Here is a 20,797-nt window from a genome sequence, read left to right on the forward strand (position 1 = left end):
GCTTGCCTTGTGGTTGTATCAATTTTGCGAAACATTGCGATGGCGTTGAAATGGAAAACTGTATGCGCTTTCTGAAGGGGTTTCTGATTTGCACCGTCGTGGCCTTTGTGCTTTGTGGTGTCGTCTTGCCCGAAAATGCAGATAAGATCCGTGTGATGGACGGGCTAGGCAAGGCGGTATTTGCTGTCTTTGGCGCAGTGCTGGTTAGCTATGTCTGGCGGTTTCGACGGTGGCTGAAATCGCCCGAAAGGCCGCCAGCACCCCCAAGGCGTCGGTTGGGCAAGCCGATTTTGGTTGACGGGTCTAACGTAATGCACTGGGCCGGGAATGAACCTTCGGCGCTTGTTCTGACCCGCGTGATTGCTGAATTGCAGCGTCGCGGGTATGAACCGATTATCTATTTTGATGCCAATTTTGGTTATAAATTGTGGAACAAACACGTCGACCCTGACAAAATTGCCCAACTTCTTGGCGTACCAGAAGACGACGTGGTTGTCGCGCCCAGTGGCACACCCGCCGATCCCATCTTGCTAGAGCGGGCCAGTTCAGAAGGCTGGCGCGTATTGACCAATGATCGTTTTATCGACTGGAAGAACCAGTTCCCCAAACTGAATGATCGGGGGTTTTTGGTCAAAGGCCGATGGCAGGAAGGCAGCGTGATCTTGTTGGGTTTGGGACGTTAGACGCGTTGGTGCAGGCCGGAGGCAATACGCAGGGGCCGCCGCATCAACACGCGATCACTGCGACCGGGGTGCGTGTCATGGCTTGCGGGTCATTGCCGCACGGCAGATTCCCAGCTGGCCAAGAACTCTGCCTTTTTGCGGGCATCCAGATAGGTAAGCAGCCCGGGCCCCAGTCTGATGGGGAGAAAGCTGCCGGAAACGGCAAAAAGATCGCCCGAAACGGGTTGGTCGGGGCCGGGCAAAGGAAAAATGGGGATCAGGTCCGATTGCGTCGCGAGGATTTCCTGTCCGTCAGACAAAAGAAACGCGACAAAGCGCGTGGCGACGTCGGGGTGAGCTGCGGCCTTTGGCACAAAGACACTGCGCGCCATGACAAGGTTGTAGTCGCTCATGAAATGCACCCCTATCCGGGGATCTTTCGCGGCCGCTGCAAGGGCATATGATCCGATCGTATTCATCGCAAACGCCAGTTCGCCCGTGGCGGTCGCGTTGATCATTTGTGAGGTGCAGCAATAGGTGCGCACGTTGGCGCGACCCAGAACTTCGGTCGTGCGTTGGGCCTGCAGGCCTTGGACGGCATCTTGGGTCGCGTACAGGTATCCTATCCCTGACCCGCGCAAATCATACGTTCCAACCCGACGGTTCAGGAATGCTTCGTTTTCGCGGATGAAGCTGACCAATTCACGGTGATCTTGTGGCAGTGACCCCGGTGCAATCAAATCGACGTTGTACACGATGGCGGCGGGTTCAAAGGTGAAACCAAACAATTCGGATCGCCATCTGGCCCATGTGGGCAGCGCTGACGCCTCAGGCAGCGTCAATTCACGTGCCAGCCCACGATTGACCAGATCCACCTGTAAATCCATCGCAGAGCTGATCACCAAATCAGGCATCGTTTCAGCGGTTGCTGTCAAAACTGTGCCATACAAGTCGACAGTCTGAAGCTCTTGATAGCTGACGACGATGTTTGGGTTGCGCGCCTCAAATGCGGCGATGACGGCGACCATCGTGCTGGTATCGGTACTGCTTGCGATGGATAGGATGGTGCGGTCCTGCGCCTTGGCGGGTTGCCCCATCAGTGTTAACGCAAGACACACTGCGGTGGCAGTTGCGATTGCACGCGCCGTCACGGGCGACAGCAGCCGCCGAAACCGGATTTCTGCACGTAACCCGCCCCGCGGCGAAGTGCCCAAAAGCAGTTTTGCATCGTGGCTATCCGCCACCGCCCGCACGATCGACAGGCCCAGCCCGGACCCGGCGGTATCACGCGCGATCGAAGTGAACCGTTCCGTGGCCCGTGCGCGGTCCGAAGGCGCAATGCCGGGCCCTGCATCTTCGACAACCAGTGACAGGTCGTTCTTGCCAAAGGGTTCAAGGCTGACGTCGATAGTATTATTCGCGGGCCCGTGCCTGCGTGCATTTTCCAACAGATTGGACAGGGCTTCACGCACTGAAATCGCATCGCCGCGCACAAGATCCTCGCCGGGGCCTAGCGTGTCAGCCGACAGCGTCACCGTCACGCCGCGCATATCACTGTCGCGCAGCATTTCAGTCAGCAACTCGGTCACGACGGGTCGCAGCGCGAGCGGAGAAAGCGTGCCGGTTTCTGACCGGTGGATCACCAATGCATGGGCCAGAAGCTGGTTCGTCAGGCGCACTGTCCGGTTGGCATGGTTTTCGGCCTTGGCAAGGCGGGCTTTGATCTGGTCGAAATCCGCGGCGTCGCTGGCCAAGGACAATTGTCCTTGCAACGCAGACAGCGACGTCCGCGTCTGATGCGCAACGTCGGCAATAAAGGTTTCTGTCAGGGTACGGTTTGTTTTCAGCCGACGGATAAATCCGTTGATCGCATCAAACAGGCTACGGATTTCTTTGGGGGGCGTGCCGCTTATTTGTGACAGATCAGCAGGATCGCGTGCGCGCAGGTCTTGGGCCAACTGCCGCAGTGGCGACAACGCGACCCGGATCGCGAGCCACACAAAAACCAGCCCGATCAGCGAGACCATCGCCAACCCGGCCATTCCATTCACGAAAAGCGACCATTGCTGTGCGGATCGCCCGGCGCGGGTCTGACCGATCTGCACCCCGACCCAGATCCGGCCCGAGGGCGTTGAAAGCTGGCGCCCTTGCTGCACAAACCGGAAAGGTTGATCCAGATCCGCGTCATAGAACGTGGGATCGGTACTGAGCGCGACATCACGCGGTCCGGGTACGTCAGCCGTCCCGGTGATCTCGCCCTGGCCTTCAGAGAAAACGCGATAAATCACCCGGTCATCCGGCGCGAGCGCCAAAATCTCCATCGCGGAATAAGGCAGGTCGACCGTGATCCCCGATGGCCCCGATGACACCCTGTCCAGCACCGACAATGCCGCGCCCGCCAGCAGCAGGTCGTATGTGCGATTGGCCGCCGCACGCGAATAGCTCCACAGCAGGGTCGAGATAATAAGCAAAAGCGCCAGAAACCCGAGCGCCATAAGCGCCAGCAGACGGCGTTGCAGCGAATAGGGCTGATCAGTCTTCGGTAACATACGCCATATATCCCAATCCACGTGCGGTTTTCACCACCAATGGCGTGCCGTCCAGCTTTTTGCGCAGCCGCGCGACCAGTTGTTCGACGGCGTTCATGCTAGGGGCTTCGTCAAAGCTGTAAAGTTTGTCGGCGACTTCTTCTTTGGTCAGCATCCGTCCCAGATTATCAATCAGGATTTCCAGCAGTTGGATTTCGCGGGCGCGCAGTTCGGCATCAATCCCCTTGACCGTTGCCCGTTTGGCGGCCCGGTCAAATGTCAGATCGCCCGCCCTGAACACGTTGCTGGCTGCGCCCGCCCGCCGACGCGCCAACACCCGGCACCGCGCAGACAATTCGCGAAAGTCGACGGGTTTCACCATATAGTCGTCGGCACCTGCATCCAGACCGATGACCCGGTCGTCAATCTGGCTGCGCGCGGTCAACATAAGAACAGGGGTACGGTCATCACGCGCGCGCAACGACCGCAGTACCTCATAGCCGCTGCGACCGGGCAAATTGACGTCAAGCAAGATGATGTCGAACTGCGCATGACGCAAAAGATCATTGGCTTCATTGCCATCGGCTTCTCGGTCGATGGAATGGCCTTCGGCCCGCAACCGATCAATGATCGTTTCGGCAAGGTCGTCATTATCTTCTACCAAAAGCATCCGCATGAGCGCGATCATAGGGGGCGCGCGTGACGCAGCATAGTCCTATCGGCGGAAGGCGCGGGCAGGTCAGTTTCCGGTCAGTTTCAGGTCAGGCTGGCAACAGTCCTATCTCAGCAAGACAACAGGAAGCGGCGTTAACGTCTCCCGCAGGGCGCTGCCCGACCAACACGCAGTCTCACTGGGAGGAGACCCTTATGACTATGAACCGTTTTTACGGCGCGCTTATTGCCGCCGCGACCGTTGCCATGCCCACGCTCGGCCACGCCGAAGTGGACAAACCGGAATGTGTCGCCCCGGCACAGCCCGGCGGTGGCTTTGATCTGACCTGCCGCATTGCGCAAACCGGGCTTGAGGCGCAGTTTGGCGGCCCAATGCAGGTTACCTTTATGCCCGGCGGTATCGGCGCGGTGGCCTACAACCTGTTCAACACAACCCGTACCGACGATCCGAATGCGATTGTTGCGTTTTCAACCGGATCCCTGCTGAACCTCGCAACCGGAAAATACGGTGCATTCACCGAAAATGATGCGCGCTTTGTGGCCACGGCCGGCGCTGATTTCGGCGCGGTTGTTGTCAAAGCTGACAGCGCCTACACGTCGCTTGACCAACTGATGGCCGATCTGGGTGCTGACCCTTCCAGCATCGTGGTCGGCGCGGGCGGGTCTGTCGGGTCGCAGGACTGGATGAAGGCCGCGCTGCTCGTGCGTGAAACCGGCGCGTCCCCCATGGATATGCGCTATGTCGCGTTTGACGGCGGCGGCGATGCGATTGCGGCGCTGCTGGGTGGCTCTATCGAGGTCTACACAGGTGATGTCGGCGAAATGGCGGCCCATATGGAAGCAGGCACAATGCGTGTATTGGCTGTGATGTCCGATGCGCGTCTGGGTGGTGAATTTGCGGACATTCCAACCGCGAAAGAACAAGGTTTTGACGTGGAATGGACGATCATGCGTGGTTTCTACATGGGCAAGAACGTGTCGGACGAGGATTATGCGACATGGGTCAACGCGTTTGAGGCTGCTTATGCCACGCCCGAATGGGCACAGGTTCAGGCTGAAAAAGGGTTGCTGCCGCTGAATGTGGCAGGTGACGACCTGACCGCGCTGATTGCTGAAAATATGGCAACCCTACGCGAGATCGCCACAGAGGCGGGCCTGATTCAATAATCAGACCCCACCGGGGTGGCGGTACGTTTTCCCGCTGCCACCCCACCTATTTTCTAATGCTATAGGAAGGTAAACCCATGGCCGACCGGATATTCGCCGGTGTCCTTTTGATCGTGACGTTGGCCTATGGCTATATCGCATTCACCATCATTCAGGCGCCATTTCAATACGACCCGCTTGGCCCCGAAAGCTGGCCGCAGATTTTGTCCGTTGTGGCGACGCTGTGCATTTTGGGAATTTTATGGAAACCCGATACCCACATCATCGGTGTCGCTGGCAAAACCTGGTTCCGCTTGGGCGCAATGATCATCTTGCTGTTTGCCTACGCTGAACTTTACGAGCCGCTGGGCTTTATCATTTCGACACTGCTGTTTGGTGCCGTCGTCGCCCGCATGTTGGGGGCAACGTGGGTTCGGGCAGGAATTTTTGGCCTTTGTGCGGGTGTCTTTGGCTATCTGCTGTGTGTCGTTTTGTTGGACTTGAACCTGCCGGATGGCGAGCTGATTGAATTATCGGCGCAAACGTTGACTACATATGAAGGAATGATCTGATGTCTGAGGTCTTTTCTGGCCTTGCGACCGGCTTTGGTGTCGCGCTTATGCCCTTTAATCTGATGCTGGTTTTGCTGGGCTGTTTCGCGGGAACCCTGATCGGGGCCTTGCCCGGTCTTGGCCCGATTAACGGGGTCGCGATCTTGTTGCCGATTGCCTACGGGCTTGGCTTTCCACCCGAAAGCGCGCTGATCCTGCTTGCGGGCATCTACTACGGTGCGGAATACGGCGGGCGGATTTCCTCTATTCTGCTGAACGTTCCCGGGGATTCCGGTGCGGTGATGACAACGCTGGACGGTCACCCGTTGGCGCTCAAGGGCGAAGCAGGGCGCGCACTGTCGTTGTCGGCAGTCGCCAGTTTTATCGGTGGGACCATCGCCGTCGTTTTGATGTCGTTGTTCGGACCGCTGTTGGCCAAATTCGCGGTCACATTTTCGCCTGCGAACTATGTCGCGCTGATGGTATTTGCGTTCGCGTCATTGGCGTCGCTGGTCGGCAAAAGTACGGTGAAAACCTTGCTGGGCGCGCTGATTGGACTGATGTTGGCCACGATCGGGATCGACAGCAATACAGGCGTTGCGCGCTATACCTTTGGTCTGCCCGATATTCTGGCCGGGATCGATTTCTTGATCGTCGTTGTCGGGCTGTTCGGGATGGCGGAACTGTTGCACCTTGTGGAACAGCAAGTCACTGGGCGCCTGAAAACACTGCCCGTTGATCGCAGCTTTGTGCGGTGGGCCGATATCGCGGCGACAAAGTGGACGATCCTGCGATCGTCGCTGATCGGCTTTTTTATCGGCGTTTTGCCCGGCACAGGCGCGTCTGTTGCATCGGCTGTGGCCTATGGCACCGAAAAGCGGATGGCTGGCGCCGAGGGTCAAAGGACGTTTGGCACCGGTGACATCCGCGGTTTGGCCGCACCAGAGGCTGCGAATAATGCTGCCGCTGGTGGTGCGATGGTGCCGATGCTGACCTTGGGCATTCCCGGATCGGGGACCACTGCGATTTTGCTGGGTGCGTTGTTGATGTTTAATATCCAGCCCGGTCCACTGCTCTTTACGCAGCGCCCGGAAATTGCGTGGGGACTGATTGCATCGATGTATGTTGGCAACGTCGCGCTGCTGATCATCAACCTGCCACTGGTTGGGCTGTTCGCCCGGATGCTGACAATACCGCAGCACTATCTTACGCCGCTGATCGCGATCTTGGCCTTTGTCGGGATATATTCCATCGTTGGCAATCCGTTTGATCTGTTCATGATCACATGGCTTGGTATCTTTGGGTGGTTCTTGCGCAAGCTCGACTTTTCATTGGCCCCTGTCATCTTGGGCTTTGTGTTGGGTGGGCTTTTCGAAAACAACCTGCGCCGTGCCCTGTCGATTTCTGGGGGGGACTGGATGATCCTGATCGAGAACTGGAAAAGCATCTTGCTGTATGTGCTGGCAGCCATTGTTGTGGCGATCCCGATCCTGATGGGACGCCGCGCCCGCCGCCAGATGAATGTTGAGGCCTAGAAGAAAAGACCAACGATCCATGTCCCTCGTCCCGACCAAAACCACGCTTGTTAAATGGATCACGGCATGTGTGATCGGATTGGGCGGCGCAATATGCGCCGCCCTAACGGGTTTGCCCGCTGCGGCGTTGATCGGATCGGCGGTTGCCGTGTCGGTCGCAGCAACCGCTGGCGTGCCGATGGCGCTGCCGCAACGGCTGCGCGATGTCGCTTTTGCGATTATCGGCATTTCACTGGGGGCAGGGGTAGAGCCCGGTGTCTTGAATCAACTGGGCGCGTGGTCGATAAGTTTGATTTTGCTTGGTGGGTCATTGCTGGCCACGATGCTGGTGGGGGCGGCGATGCTGCGCCGATGGTTCGCACTTGATGGCGAAACAGCACTGTTAGCCAGCTCACCCGGCACAATGTCCAATGCAATCGCGATCGCATTGGACGGGCATGGAGATGTCACGGCGATCACGATTTTGCAGGTCATGCGCCTGCTGGTGCTGGTCGCGGTTGTCCCTTTGCTGGCTGCATCGGTTGATGCGCCTGCGGCGGTGGGCGCCCTTGCGCCACCCATGCAGGCCAGCGCGCTTTTGCCTTTGCTCGTGCTGACCTTGGGGCTGGGCATCAGCGCCGCGCGCTTCAAACTTCCCGCGGCCTGCCTGCTGTTTGGGATGATCCTGAGCGCGGGTGCCCATGTCGGCGATCTTGCGCATGGGCCGGCGCCCGCTTGGGCGATTTTTGCCAGCTTTGCCGTGACGGGTACGGCGCTCGGAACGCGCCTCACATCGATCTCGGTCCGGCAATTGCTGGTCATGGGGCGGGCAGGGGTGGTTTTGATCGGAACATCTTTGGTTATGTCGATCGGGTTCGCAGCAATGACCGTATGGCTGACCGGATTGCCTGCGGGGCAAGTGTGGATCGCTTATGCGCCCGGCGGCGTCGAGGCGATGGCCGCTATCGGGTTGGCGCTTGGGTATGATCCGGCCTTTGTGGCCACGCATCACTTCGCGCGTATTCTGATTTTGGTGTTTCTGGTACCTGTTTTGCTGCGGCAGGTGCGGCGGAGTAGATAAAAAATACGCGGTGCGACCTTGCATGGTTCGGTCAAACGGGGGCACTACTGTCGCGAGATAACGACAGTATGGGTATGGGCGTGTTCGGACAGATCAGATCCCTTTATGAAGGCGACACGCCGCGTGCGCACAGATTTCGCTATGGTTTGCTGATCTTTGACGTGGCGACGATTGTCTTTGTTATCGCGACTTCGTTTTTTGAACACACACGTGCCATCGAGATCACCGACGCGGTTTTTGGCATACTGATCCTGACGGATTTCGCAATCCGGTTTGGGCTGGAACGTGAAAAAGGGCGTTATTTCCTGCGCCTGCATACCTGGGCCGATATCGTGGCAGTGTTGTCATTTTTGGCGCCGATCGCGGGCGAAGGGTTAGGGTTTTTACGCATTTTGCGCACATTGCGTTTGTTGCACACCTATCAACTGTTGGTGCGGCTGCGGCAGGATTTCGCATATTTTCGCGAAAACGAAGATGTCATCCTTGCGGGACTGAACCTTGGGGTTTTTCTGTTTGTGATGACCGGGTTGATTTATGCCGCGCAATTCGGGGTTAATCCGGACATTCGAAACTATGCAGACGCGCTTTATTTTACTGTCACGACACTGACGACAACGGGCTTTGGCGATATCACTTTGACAGGTACGGGCGGGCGGATGCTGTCCGTTACGGTGATGATCTTTGGTGTGACGCTGTTCTTGCGTCTTTTGCAGGTCTTGTTTCGCCCGCATAAGGTCCGGCAAGAATGTGAGGTGTGCGGATTGGTTCTTCATGATGCGGATGCAGTGCATTGCAAACATTGTGGCACGACGATCTACATTTCAACTGAAGGCAGCGTTTGATCCGGCACTGCGTGCTGTGGGATGTGGCTGCTGCGCGCTGTGACCTGCGCCACAGCGTCCCATCATGATCCGGATTGCACCGTTCTAAAAATCGAAATCAGCGCGTACCGTGTCCTGCAGTACCAGTGTGCTGTCTTCAAAGTGAATATGAAGGTCGCCACTGACATAAGAAAATTCGAAGCCGTCAGAATTTTGGCCCGTTTTTTGGAACCGATCAAAGGCCGCATCGAATTTACCGTCGACATCGGCGTTAAAGTGGATCCAGTCGCCTTCTGCCGTATTGAAATCGGCGATTTTATCAAGGCCTGATGAACCGACAAAGACATCCGCGCCAAAGCCACCAATCAGGATGTCGTTGCCCGAGCCGCCCACAAGTGTGTCATCGCCGGCCTGACCATACAGAAAATCATTCCCGTCCCCCCCAAAGATGACGTCATCGCCCGCGCGCCCAAAGATGCGGTCATGGCCCCCCGCACCATCGATGAGATTGTCCCCTGCGTTGGCAAGGATATTGTTGTTTTGAACATTGCCGACTGCCGTTAGATCGGCGCTTCCAACCATTTTGATCGCCTCAAGGTTCGCCCCCATCACAACCGATTCTGATACCGTTTCGCGCTGCCACCCGTTGGCACCTGCGACCGTCTTCAGCCCATTGACCTCAGGGCTTTGGTACTGTGGCAACACAACAAGGTCGCTCTGTTTGACGTCTGCGAACTGATAGGATGCATCGCCAAAAGTGACCGTTTCAAATTCGCGCAGGCGGGTTTCATGCGCGCCATGTGAGACCACCAATGTGTTGTCATCCCAAGATATCGTGTAATTTTGCTCTGACATGGCGAAAACGACGGTGTCCCGGCCATTGCCCCCCACCAAGGTATCGCGCCCACCTGATGCATAAACGATATCGCGGCCTGTCCCCAGATCGACGATGTCGTCGCCGCCGCCCGTATGGACGATGTCTGCACCGCCCATCATCGCGATCAACGAACCTTTGTCAGCGACGGTGACTTCTTCGGATCTGACAGTGCCGACGATCGTCGCAAAACTTACAGAGTTCGTTGTTGGATCAGTGGGCGCCCCGTATGTTGTGCCCTGATTAAAGAAAACTGTCGGCGCCATATAATTCATTTCAGCACCGGTTCGGATTGATTCATCAACCACAACTGTGTTGTTTTGGTCCAAACCCCCGTGGAAATTGATGTCGCGATTGGTCGTTGTTACATGGACTGTGTTTCCGACCGCCGAACTGTGGCTGGCGAAAACCACGGCATGCCGCGTGTCAGTTAGCGCGAGTTCCGAGAAGGTGCTTTCGTACACATCCCGAATCCAAATCGCATAGCCATTGCCGCTATCGCCCTTGTCGTGCGCGCCATCAACGATGATATCCGTCATCTCTAGATGTGTTGAGTTCGCGATCGTGATCCCATTTGACGCCGAATCGAGCACTGCGATGTCCGTTAATTTGGCGTTGCTGGTGCCCGCAATCAGGATTGCTGTGGCGCCGGTTTCAGTGCCAAGCCTGTTGTTAAAGTCCGACGGATCTGCCTGTCCCCACGCGCCAACAACGGTGAAGCCCGTCAGCGTATTGTTTTCTTGGATGTCGCGGTGTTCGACGGTCGTGATCGCGGGATCAAAATCAAAGGGAAGCGGTGTGTCAAACGTCACTTTTTTGCCATCAACGTTTGTGACTTTGGCAAGGACGGTGCGCAGAGGTGACTCTTTTTGCCAATCGCTGTCACCAATCTCTGCAAAAAATGCAGCGGTATTTTTTTGAGTGACGTAGATATAATCCCCAACGCTCAGGTCATGGCCCGCCTCGACCGATATTTGGGTGCTGCCTGCGGCCGCCCGTGCCACCAGTTGGAACGAATCGATCGTGTCGGGGCGAAATATATCATGCCCTACTTGAATGACGGGTGCATCCATCAGGCCTTTTGACGCTTGAATAATGGTCTTTTCGCTTCCGGCACCGACAACGGAAATATCGCTTCGGTCGATCAGCAACGTTTGGGTGAATGTGTATGTTCCGGCGGCTAAATGTATTGTTGTTCCGGGCTCTGCCGTATCAATCAACAATTGCAGGTCACCAGTCGCCATGGATGCGGATGTGTAGATGTGGGCTGAGGGCATGTGGATTTCCTGACTTGATGGGAGAGCGTGACACGTGAGCGGCGAACAGTAGGGGGCTAAAGTTAGCCTACATGATCTTGTTCGGGATGCCGTATCGCGAAATTTTGGCGCCTAATTATCGGTCAAATTCCGCCTATTGGGTGGAAATTCGCCACATTGGACCATGTCACCGCAGAAAAGTGTAGAACTGTGATCGGTTTGGGGACAATATGAGTCCATGGACTAAATTGGTTCGCCTTTCGTGGGGGGAGGTAGGGGCCGTCGTAATGATATTTGAGATGGGCCATTGCCGACTATTTGGGCAAGCGTGTGGCGATAAAAGTTGTGTTTTCAGCAGTGAAACTGGCGCAGGGGTCTGGGAGGACTGCGCGGCATGCAAAAGGATTATAAGTGGTGGCCGAATTTGATAGTAAAAACTTTGCGCAATTTGAGAGCGCAGAATCAAGTAAACGACGGGTTTTAATCGTCGATCGAAACCCCGTACTTTCTGAAACGCTCGCAAGTCAGCTCAATTTGACAGAGGCGCTGGATTGCACGGTTGTGCCATATGAAGACAGCATCGGTGATCACGTGGCGATGCGTCGCCCCGAAGTATTGATTTTGGACCCGGGCGACCTTCAGTTATCGAAACAAAACGACATCCTGGATTTCGGTCGCATGATTCGCCGCGCGAATCCCAAGACCAGAATGCTGGGGTATAGTTTCAAAGCGACGAACCCGATGGTCCGCGCAACGTTGGACGCCGGTTTTTGTGGCTGTATTTCTAAGAATGCGAGCCTGCGCCAATTGGCGATTGCGCTCGCGGTGATTCTTGACGGTGGAATTTTCTTTGACGAGGCTTTTGGCGCGCATTTGCGCCCGATGCTTGCCGAAACATCTGACGGTGACGGGCTAAGTGAACGTGAGAAAGAAGTGCTGGTGGGATTCGCGCGTGGATTGAGCGCGAAGCAGATCGCCCATGACCTGAATATTAGCAATAAAACAGTCGATACCTACAAGGCGCGTGCAAGCCAAAAGCTGGATTTGGGCGACCGTGCACAATTGGTCAGCTATGTGATTCAGCAAGGCTGGATCGTCTAATTTTCGACCAAATATAAACACAATCTATAATTGTTATTCTGCGCATGCAGCATAAATCCGCCGGATCCCTGCGGATTTATGCTTGTCTAAAATCTTGTAAAATCAATAACTTACCTAAAATCCTCACAGGGTGACAGTGTTCCCCTACACTGTAGGGATTTTTCCCGACTGGTGAATGTTCTGCATTGCGGCATTTTAAAGGCGAACATGATTTAGCGAGGAAATGATGGCACGGATTAGTATTTTTGGAATCGGTTACGTTGGCGTTGTCGCTGCGGCCTGTCTGGCCAAAGACGGGCACGATGTAATCGCGGTTGATGTTGATCCCGGCAAGATCGCGGCGATTAACGCGGGTCTCTCTCCGATTGTGGAAAATGGCTTGGATGAATTGGTCAAAGAGGTCGTGTCGTCCGGCCGCCTCAGCGCCACAGACGATGTGGAATTTGCGATCAATAACACCGATGCGTCGTTTGTTTGCGTCGGCACACCCAGCGCCCCGGACGGGTCGGTTGGCCTGAAATATGTGGTATCGGTCTGCGAGAATATCGGCGCAGCAATTGCCAAAAAGGATGCGTTCCATTCGGTGATCATCCGGTCGACCATTGTGCCGGGTAGCTGCGAAAATACCTGCATCCCGACCCTTGAAGCCGCATCGGGCAAAAAAGCCGGAACAGATTTTGGCGTGGGATATTACCCAGAGTTCCTGCGCGAGAGCACAGCGATTGAAGACTACTATGATCCGGGCCTGATCGTGTTTGGTGCCTTGGATGACGGTACCCGTGAAATTCTGACCACTCTTAACGAAAACCTGAATTGCAAAATTCACACAGTCGATCTGCGGACCGCTGAAATGGTCAAATACACGTCCAACACGTGGCGTGCGGTCAAAGTGACCTTTGCCAATGAAATCGGCAATATTGCAAAGTCATGCGGCCTGGACGGTCAAGACGTGATGGAGATTTTGTGTTCCGACCTCAAGGTTAACATGTCGCCTTACTTTATGCGTCCCGGCTTTGCATTTGGTGGATCGTGCCTGCCCAAGGACGTGCGGGCGTTGCGTCATCTGGCAGCAGAAAACAACACACCGGCACCCTTGCTGAACGCGGTGTTGGCAGCCAACGAAGCCCAGATCGTCAAAGCGCAGACAATGATCACAGATGCCAAAGCCACCAAAGTTGGCTTTGTCGGTATCAGCTTTAAGCCCGGTACAGACGATATGCGTGAAAGCCCGTTGGCAGAGCTGGCGTCACGGCTGATCAAATCGGGTGTTGCTGTCGAAATCTATGACCCGTTTGTGCACGAAGCCTATGCCAACGAAAATTCAACTGCTGGCCGTGGCAATGATGTGGTGCCTGATTTGCAGCAGCGCCTTAACGCGAACCTGACGTCGATGATCGCCGGGTCCGACATGATTGTTGTGGGCAACATCTACAAAGACACGCTTGCGGAACTTGACGCGAGCAACAAGCCGATGGTCGATCTGACCCGCATCAGCCGTAACCGGGTCACCGGTGGTGGCTACGCTGGCATCTGCTGGTAACCCGCCATGATCCGCGCCCTTAGTCATCTTGCGTATCTTTCGGTCATTGTTCTGCTGGCATCAACAGTGCCAGCGGGGCTGCTTGGTGACGTGAAAGAAGCGGCAGTTGTGCTGGGGGTGCTTGGCGCTTGGCGGTATTCGTGGGCATCGATCAATTTCACCCGCGCCGCGGTGTTCCGTTGGTACGTCTACCCCAAGCGCAAGGCGCGGGCACATGCCCGCTATGCGGCGCGGCCGGTGCGCGCACATGCGTTCTTTTTGACCACATCCTATATGATCGAAAGCAGCGTCACGATCCCGGTGTACCGCAGTATCTTTTTGGCGGCGGCTAAATCTGAAAATGGCGCGACGATTGTGTCGTCTGTGGTCGACGGTGCGGATGAACGGCTGATCCAGCAGATTTACGCAACCATGCCCGTCGATATGTCGTCGGTAAAGTTGATCATCGACCGTATCCCCGGCACCGGCAAACGTGATGCTTTGGCTAAGGCGTTGAACCTAATCGCCCGCGAATGCCCGTCTGCGCATGATATCATTCTATTCGTTGATGGCGACAGCTGCGTACCCGAAGATATCGTCGCGCAGTCCGCCCCGGTGTTTACCAACCCGAAAATCGGCGCGCTGACCACCGACGAAGAGGTCGAGATTCCAAAACCCGGGCTGTTTCGCGACTGGTTCGAACTGCGTTTTGACCAGCGTCAGGTGATGATGTGTTCAATGGGGCTCAGCAACCGTGTGCTGACACTGACAGGCCGGATGTCGGTGTTTCGCGGTGATCTGGCGACCGACCCTGATTTTATCAACTCTGTGCAACATGACTATATCGATCACTGGCGTTTGGGCCGCGTCAACTTTCTGACCGGTGATGACAAATCAACGTGGTTCTGGCTGATGAAGAACGGCTATCAAATGGCCTATCTGCCGGATGTGGCCAGCAGTTCGATGGAAACGCAGCCCAAGCCGTCGTTTGTCGGCAGTGCGACAGCGCTGATGGTCCGCTGGTTTGGCAATATGCTGCGCACCAATGGCCGCGCGCTGGAGCTGGCACCGTCACATATCGGGCTGTTCACATGGTGGTCGATCCTTGATCAGCGGTTGTCGATGTGGACCACGCTGGCCGGCCCGATCTGTATGATCATGGCGGCGATCTTTTTCGATCCGATGGTGATCCCTGTCTATATCGCTTGGGTCATGTTCACACGCTACGTTTTTTGCACGGCGATCTGCCTGTTCCGCGGCCGCAGTTTTCCGATTGTTTACACAGGGTTGCTGTATTTTGGTCAACTCTTTGGTGCTGCCGTCAAAAGCTATGTTTTGTTCCGGTTGGACCGTCAGAAATGGACCCGCCAGGCCAGCGCAAGCGCGGTCGGAATCCGCCGCCCCATTGGTGAGCGCGTGCGCGCTGCCAGTTCCTCTTATCTTCACGTCTTGACCCTGGGATGGCTGACAGTCGCCGTCTTGTACCTGACCGGCGTCGTCTAAATTTTGCAGCATAGGACATCACAATGAGCGACACACAATTGACCCAGCCAGTGAACGCAGAGGCGCCTGTTGCGCGCGGTTTCATCTACGAAAACGAACATCCGCTACTGCAGATGCCGTTTGCGGTGCGGATTGGTGATCGCCGGTTGGAAGGGCAATCTATTTCCATCACGCAGGCGATGGTGTCCGGGCTGATGCCACCTGCGGGCAATTACCAGAAGTGTCCGGTTGTGTTACAATTCGACTTTGACAGCTTTTCGGTAAGCCTGTTTCTAGAGGCCGATCTGGAAAAGATCGGTGCGTCTGACAGTCCAGACTATTGCCTGCGTTTTTGTAATCCGACTGGCAGCCACCTTGCGCCGCTGCGCTATATTCTGAACAGCCATCTTGCAGGTGATCTGGTCACGGTCGGACGTTTTCTGGGCTACACTGGCCCGACACAGGTCAAGCCAAAAGCCCCCGCAGCACAACCAAAAGCCACCGCGCGCATGGGGAAAGCCCTACGCCAGGTTGGTTTGGTCGCGCTCAGTTTGGCGTTGGTTGCGGTTGCCGCAAGTGTGGCGCGTGAACGTGTGTTGTTCAGCTATGAACCGCGTCCCGTTGTCATCAGCCAAGAAGGCGAGACACTGCGCGCGACCGCTGCCGGGCAAATCACCTACCTGAACGAAGCGGCCGGCGTCGGTGATGTCATTTACTCTATCGGGGCCAATTCGGGCGATCTGCTAAGCGTGCGAATGCCGTGTGATTGTACCATGCTGCCGTTGGCTGACTTTTATGAGGGTGCCACCATTCTTGCGGGAGCGCCATTGGTGAAACTGGTGCGCGTCGATGCCGCAATCGAAGCCAATACACAGGTCAGTTTTGAAGGTGCCGCGCGCCTGCTTGCGGGGGACAGCGCCGAGCTGGAGCTAAGCAACGGGCAGATTGTGCCTGTGACGATCAGCTTGGTTGACAGTGCAGATACCGCGACCGCCAACGATAGCATTGCTGCAAAAGTTACCTTTGACGCGACATCAGAAGCGGCGGTCAACCTTGGTGAAACCGCGCGGTTGCGGTTCCGCCGCCTGCTTTTGCCTGAAAGCATATCGAACCTGTTTAACGGCGCCATTTGACCGATCAACGGGCGCCATCACCGGCTCAATTTGAGCCAACTTAGTTTCCCTAACAGCCCAAAAAGAGCGGGCTCACACGAGGAATTTTTGACAAATGCAAGATATTAGACCGATTATTCTATGTGGCGGTACAGGCTCCCGACTTTGGCCGATGTCACGGACCCAAAGCCCGAAACAATTTCAGCCAGTTGCGGGCACCGGGTCGTTAACTTTCTTTCAAACGACTGTGCAGCGCCACCGCAGCAAGGGTTTTGGCAAGCCCGTCATTGTGACGGCTGCGCAGCACTATCGTACCGTGCAGCAACAGCTGTCCGAAATTCAGTGTGATGCGACTGTCATTTGCGAACCAATGGCGCGCAACACTGGCCCTGCCGTTCTGGCCGCGGCTATGGTGATCGAAGCAGAAACCCCCGATGCGCTGATGCTGATCCTGCCCGCTGACCACATTATCGAGGGCAACCTGAATACGCCGATTTTGGCAATGCGCCAAGCCGCGAGCGATGGGCTGATCGTGACTTTTGGTATCACGCCGACCTATCCAGAAACAGGATACGGGTATATCACCGATGGCGGTGCATTTGCGAACTATGGTGGACTGCACCGGGTTGCCGAGTTTGTTGAAAAACCGCCGCTTTCAAAAGCGGCTACATTAGTTGGTACAGGCTGCGCCTATTGGGCGTCAGGCATTTCACTGTATGCGACCACAACGATTATTCAGGAATTTACCCGTCTGGACAAAACATCGTTGGATGCCGTCGGTCAGGCGGTCACCATGGGAGAGTGGACAGGTAACTGTCTGATGCTGCATGCGGACAGTTTCCGCAAAGCCACAAACGAACCGACTGAACGCGTGATCTTTGAACGCGCAAAATCGGTGGCCTTTGCCCCGCTTGATGTTGACTGGAGCGATGTAGGTTGCTGGACCTCAATGCACGCGATCGGGACAGCCGACGCGGACGGAAACGTGCTGACCGGGGACGTGATTTCGGTTAATTCCAAGAACACGTTGGTACGTGGTGGCAAACGTCTGGTTGCGGTTGTCGGTGTGTCTGATGTGATCGTGGTTGATACCCCCGATGCCGTTTTGGTGACGGCGCGTGGCCAATGCCAAGACGTCAAAAAAGTTGTCGAGACCCTCAAGGCTGAATCGCGCCGTGAATCGGTGCGCCATCTCGCACGCGACCATCACTGGGGCAAAAGTGAGCATGTGATGACATCACGCGATCACGACATGACGATGATCAGCATCAATCCGGGGTCGTCAATCACGGTGGACCCGCTGCCGGGTCGGCAGATCATTGCAGGGCGTGGCGGTTTGGCTGTGTTTGACGGGTTGCGTAACCGGACATTGGGCAAGGGCGAACGCGCGATGCTGGATGTTTTGGACCGGACCAAGCTGACAAATACGTCTTCGGATCGGATCGACGTCATTCTGGTGACCCTCAATGCCTCTATTTCACCATCTCTTCCATTGGATAGTGTTTTGAATGGGTGATTTGCGTCTTCATATCAGGTTGGCGTTCTGCCTGACTGCATTTGTCTGTGGCGGGGTCACTGTGGCCCAATCACAGACAATGCAGGACTATGAAGCCAAACGTGTGCAGGTCGCGGGCCTTCATGCCGCGCTGCAAGAGGTCGCGCCGTCGTTGCGTCATGCGTCTGACCTGGCGCCACTGGTCGAGGATTTCGTCGGGACGACGGTATCGCATGGCAACCATTCTTTTACTGCGCCACAAGAGATGGCAAATGGCGATGTGACCTTGGTCGATTTGCGCCTTGCCTTGGTGCAGATGTCGTTTGCGGTTGGCAGCAACGATCAAATTACGATCGTGCGCGCCCAACCTGTGGCACAGCCACAAGTCATTGCCATCCGCAATGGCGCAGTCGACCTGCGCCAGTTGCAGGCTTGGGCCGCAACGCTGCCCGATCCCAAGGCGATTATTGATGGCGATACCTTGCGGTTACCGCTGGTGATTTTCCAAAACGCGCGTTTTGATCTCACACCCGGCGATGTCTTGCGGTTAAGTCAGACAGACGGTGCCTTTATCGCGAATTTGGGTACGCTGGTCGTCAACGATGCAGAAATCTCGGCGACGGCACAAAAGAACCTGCGCGCGGTCGAATTTGCACCGTTTGTGACCACCATCGGTACAGGCATGGCGCATATGTCGAACGCGCTATTTGCTGACCTTGGCTTTGGGGATACGGCGGCTTTTTCCGGTGTCGCCGTAATAAACCGTGGTCTGTACCAGCCGATTGGCGCGTCATTTCTGACCGGCTCTGTGCTGCGTAATGTCAAAAAGGTGACGTTTGACAGCGCGGATTCGCCCGCGATTGCAGGCAATGCATTTGTGGGCGCAAATGCGGGTGCGCTTGAACTAAGAAACAGCCGTGACGCCGATATCACCGCGAATTTCTTTTTAAATAACGCGCGCGGGGCGGCCTTGCGGGTGACTGACGGATCGTTGGGGACCACGATCGCTGGCAACATCGTGTTGGGCAGCGACCGCACCGGCATTGCAGTGAACCGCGGCAGCAATGACACGATTATCCGCCAAAATCTGGTCTGGAAAAGCGGCGGTGGTGGCATTTCGGCTTCGCGTTCCAACTGTATCTACGTCGCTGAAAACATCAGTATCGACAATGCCCTAAAAGGGATCGAGCTGCGAACAAGCCAGAACGCTGAGGTTTTGGCCAATCAGTTGCTGGGCAATCAAAGCATTGGTTTGTTTGTCGCAGATCAACCCGTCGGCACTTTGACGCAAGTCACTGATAATACTTTCGTGGCTAATCGCATCGGCTTGTCGTCGGCATCGGCGCACAGGTTGACGCTGCATGGCAATAATTTCCAGAACCAGTTCCCGCGCTTTTTGGATGGGGATCTTGCAGCGCAAAGCCATCAGATCGTTGCAGACCTGCGCGGCGAACATGACATCGACCTGACCGCTGGCGGCATTGAAGTCTTCAATCAGCCGCCCGTCACCTGCACCTTCAAAGTGGATAGCTAAACCATGGTATTCTCGTCAGAATCTTTCCTGTTCTTGTTTTTACCGGTCTTTTTATTGGTCTATTATGCCACGCCAACGCGGTTCAAATCCTATGCGATCCTGGCAGGATCTTATATCTTTTATGCGTGGTGGCGGGTTGATTTTCTGGGGCTGCTGTTTCTGACAACCGCCTTTGCCTATGTGATCGGCCAGAAGATATCGCAGCACCGCGGGACGGCGCGGGGGCGTACATATCTGATCATCGGCGTGGTCGGGTGTTTAGGTGTTTTGGGCGTCTTCAAATACCTTAACTTCTTTGTCGACAGCTTTGCGATGCTGCTGGGGACGGATGCGGCCGGGCTGGGTGTTCACTGGCGCTTGATCCTGCCGATCGGGATTTCGTTCTACGTGTTTCAGGCGCTTAGCTATCTGATCGACGTACATCGCGGCGATGCCACCGCTGACGCGCCGTTTATTGATTTCGCGGCCTTCATCGCCCTGTTCCCGCAACTGATTGCCGGACCGATCCTGCGGTATAAAGACCTTGAGGATCAGTTTCGTGAACGTACCCATTCACTAGAGATGTTCGGTGACGGCTTTGCAAGGTTCATCATCGGTTTAGGGAAAAAGGTGATTTTGGCCGACGCTGTCGCACCGCTGGCGGACCTTGCGTTCGCGACCGACAATCCGGGTATGGCGCTCGCTTGGGCGGGGGCGGTGGCTTATATGCTTCAGCTTTATTTTGATTTTTCGGGCTATAGCGATATGGCGATTGGTTTGGGCAAGATGATGGGGTTCAACTTTCTAGAGAACTTTCGCTTTCCCTATATCAGCAAATCCATCACCGAATTTTGGCGGCGCTGGCATATTTCTCTGTCGAACTGGTTGCGCGATTATCTCTACATCGCGCTGGGCGGCAACCGCAAAGGCGCGGCGCGCACTTATGTGAACTTGATGACGGTGATGGTGCTGGGCGGGCTGTGGCACGGTGCGAACTGGACCTTTGTGATCTGGGGTTTTTGGCATGGCGCGCTGTTGGCGGCCGAGCGGTACACCGGCTGGGATCGCGCGGCGAAAACCCATTGGTATGCGTTGCCGCTGACCCTGTTCTTTGTGATGTTGGGTTGGGTGATGTTTCGCGCGGCCTATGTTGGCGAAGCCTTCGAGATTTACGGGGGCATGATCGGCCTGAACGGTCTGATTGGCGATCCCGCTGTGTGGCTATCTGTGACCCGTGAAAGTTTGCTGCTGGCCGGATTGGCGATTGTCGTGGTCTTTGCAGAACCGCATATCTCGGCGGCACTCGGCGCGGCGCAACCGGGTATCGGGCATGTGCAATCTGATGGCACGGTTGTTGCCAACCCAACGATGCAGGTCGTGAACGCGCTGGCTGTGCTGCTGATCGGGACGGTGACCATTCTTAAGCTCGCCGAACAAAGCTTTTCGCCCTTTCTTTACTTTCAATTCTGA

The 20,797-nt window shown here is 55.8% G+C and carries 16 protein-coding genes; 13 read left to right on the forward strand and 3 right to left on the reverse strand.

What is annotated here, in order from left to right; translation table 11 throughout:
- Positions 1-62: 62 nt before the first annotated feature.
- Positions 63-683 carry an NYN domain-containing protein gene (locus ACXJGX_RS09285; protein ID WP_474780908.1) on the forward strand — a complete coding sequence of 207 codons (621 nt, stop codon included), beginning with the start codon at positions 63-65 and terminating at the stop codon, positions 681-683.
- An 89-nt stretch (positions 684-772) separates the two neighbouring features.
- Here ACXJGX_RS09285 and ACXJGX_RS09290 read toward each other — a convergent pair whose 3' ends face one another.
- On the reverse strand, positions 773-3,211 hold the full coding sequence (locus tag ACXJGX_RS09290) for a sensor histidine kinase (protein WP_474780910.1): 2,439 nt from the start codon (positions 3,209-3,211) through the stop codon (positions 773-775).
- Positions 3,195-3,866, reverse strand: a complete 672-nt coding sequence (locus ACXJGX_RS09295) for a response regulator transcription factor (protein WP_474780912.1) — start codon at positions 3,864-3,866, stop codon at positions 3,195-3,197. The genes ACXJGX_RS09290 and ACXJGX_RS09295 overlap by 17 nt, the downstream gene beginning before the upstream one ends.
- Before the next feature lie 191 nt (positions 3,867-4,057).
- Between ACXJGX_RS09295 and ACXJGX_RS09300 the strand changes: the two genes are divergently transcribed.
- From ACXJGX_RS09300 to ACXJGX_RS09320, 5 genes are all read left to right on the forward strand, one after another.
- Positions 4,058-5,029 carry a Bug family tripartite tricarboxylate transporter substrate binding protein gene (locus ACXJGX_RS09300; protein WP_474780914.1) on the forward strand — a complete coding sequence of 324 codons (972 nt, stop codon included), beginning with the start codon at positions 4,058-4,060 and terminating at the stop codon, positions 5,027-5,029.
- Positions 5,030-5,106: 77 nt separating this feature from the next.
- Positions 5,107-5,580 carry a tripartite tricarboxylate transporter TctB family protein gene (locus tag ACXJGX_RS09305; protein WP_474780916.1) on the forward strand — a complete coding sequence of 158 codons (474 nt, stop codon included), beginning with the start codon at positions 5,107-5,109 and terminating at the stop codon, positions 5,578-5,580.
- Positions 5,580-7,094 (forward strand): tripartite tricarboxylate transporter permease, encoded by a 1,515-nt coding sequence (locus ACXJGX_RS09310; protein WP_474780918.1) that lies wholly within the window; start codon positions 5,580-5,582, stop codon positions 7,092-7,094. Before ACXJGX_RS09305 ends, ACXJGX_RS09310 begins: the two co-directional genes overlap by 1 nt.
- 19 nt (positions 7,095-7,113) lie before the next feature.
- Positions 7,114-8,154: an AbrB family transcriptional regulator gene (locus ACXJGX_RS09315; RefSeq protein WP_474780920.1), complete on the forward strand. Its 1,041-nt coding sequence runs from the start codon at positions 7,114-7,116 to the stop codon at positions 8,152-8,154.
- Between the two features lie 68 nt (positions 8,155-8,222).
- On the forward strand, positions 8,223-8,996 hold the full coding sequence (locus tag ACXJGX_RS09320) for an ion transporter (protein WP_474780922.1): 774 nt from the start codon (positions 8,223-8,225) through the stop codon (positions 8,994-8,996).
- Positions 8,997-9,080: 84 nt separating this feature from the next.
- Here the strand turns inward: ACXJGX_RS09320 and ACXJGX_RS09325 are convergent, their stop codons facing one another.
- Entirely contained in the window at positions 9,081-11,126 is a 2,046-nt protein-coding gene (locus ACXJGX_RS09325) for a calcium-binding protein (RefSeq protein ID WP_474780924.1), read from the reverse strand.
- Between the two features lie 393 nt (positions 11,127-11,519).
- On the opposite strand from ACXJGX_RS09325, the gene ACXJGX_RS09330 reads away from it, so the two are divergent.
- From ACXJGX_RS09330 to ACXJGX_RS09360, 7 genes are all read left to right on the forward strand, one after another.
- A complete protein-coding gene (locus ACXJGX_RS09330; protein ID WP_474780926.1) occupies positions 11,520-12,206 on the forward strand; it encodes a LuxR C-terminal-related transcriptional regulator in 687 nt (228 codons plus the stop codon).
- A gap of 223 nt (positions 12,207-12,429) precedes the next feature.
- Entirely contained in the window at positions 12,430-13,746 is a 1,317-nt protein-coding gene (locus ACXJGX_RS09335) for a nucleotide sugar dehydrogenase (RefSeq protein ID WP_474780928.1), read from the forward strand.
- 6 nt (positions 13,747-13,752) lie between these two features.
- A complete protein-coding gene (locus tag ACXJGX_RS09340) occupies positions 13,753-15,228 on the forward strand; it encodes a glycosyltransferase (RefSeq protein ID WP_474780930.1) in 1,476 nt (491 codons plus the stop codon).
- A gap of 23 nt (positions 15,229-15,251) precedes the next feature.
- On the forward strand, positions 15,252-16,340 hold the full coding sequence (locus tag ACXJGX_RS09345) for a hypothetical protein (RefSeq protein WP_474780932.1): 1,089 nt from the start codon (positions 15,252-15,254) through the stop codon (positions 16,338-16,340).
- Positions 16,341-16,434: 94 nt separating this feature from the next.
- Positions 16,435-17,835, forward strand: coding sequence for a mannose-1-phosphate guanylyltransferase (locus tag ACXJGX_RS09350; RefSeq protein WP_474780934.1), 1,401 nt, complete (start codon positions 16,435-16,437; stop codon positions 17,833-17,835).
- The gene (locus tag ACXJGX_RS09355; protein WP_474780936.1) at positions 17,828-19,348 is read left to right on the forward strand and encodes a NosD domain-containing protein; all 1,521 of its coding nucleotides are present in this window, start codon (positions 17,828-17,830) and stop codon (positions 19,346-19,348) included. Before ACXJGX_RS09350 ends, ACXJGX_RS09355 begins: the two co-directional genes overlap by 8 nt.
- 3 nt (positions 19,349-19,351) lie before the next feature.
- Positions 19,352-20,797 (forward strand): MBOAT family O-acyltransferase, encoded by a 1,446-nt coding sequence (locus ACXJGX_RS09360; protein WP_474780938.1) that lies wholly within the window; start codon positions 19,352-19,354, stop codon positions 20,795-20,797.

Source organism: Yoonia sp. SWMV100 (assembly GCF_056108365.1).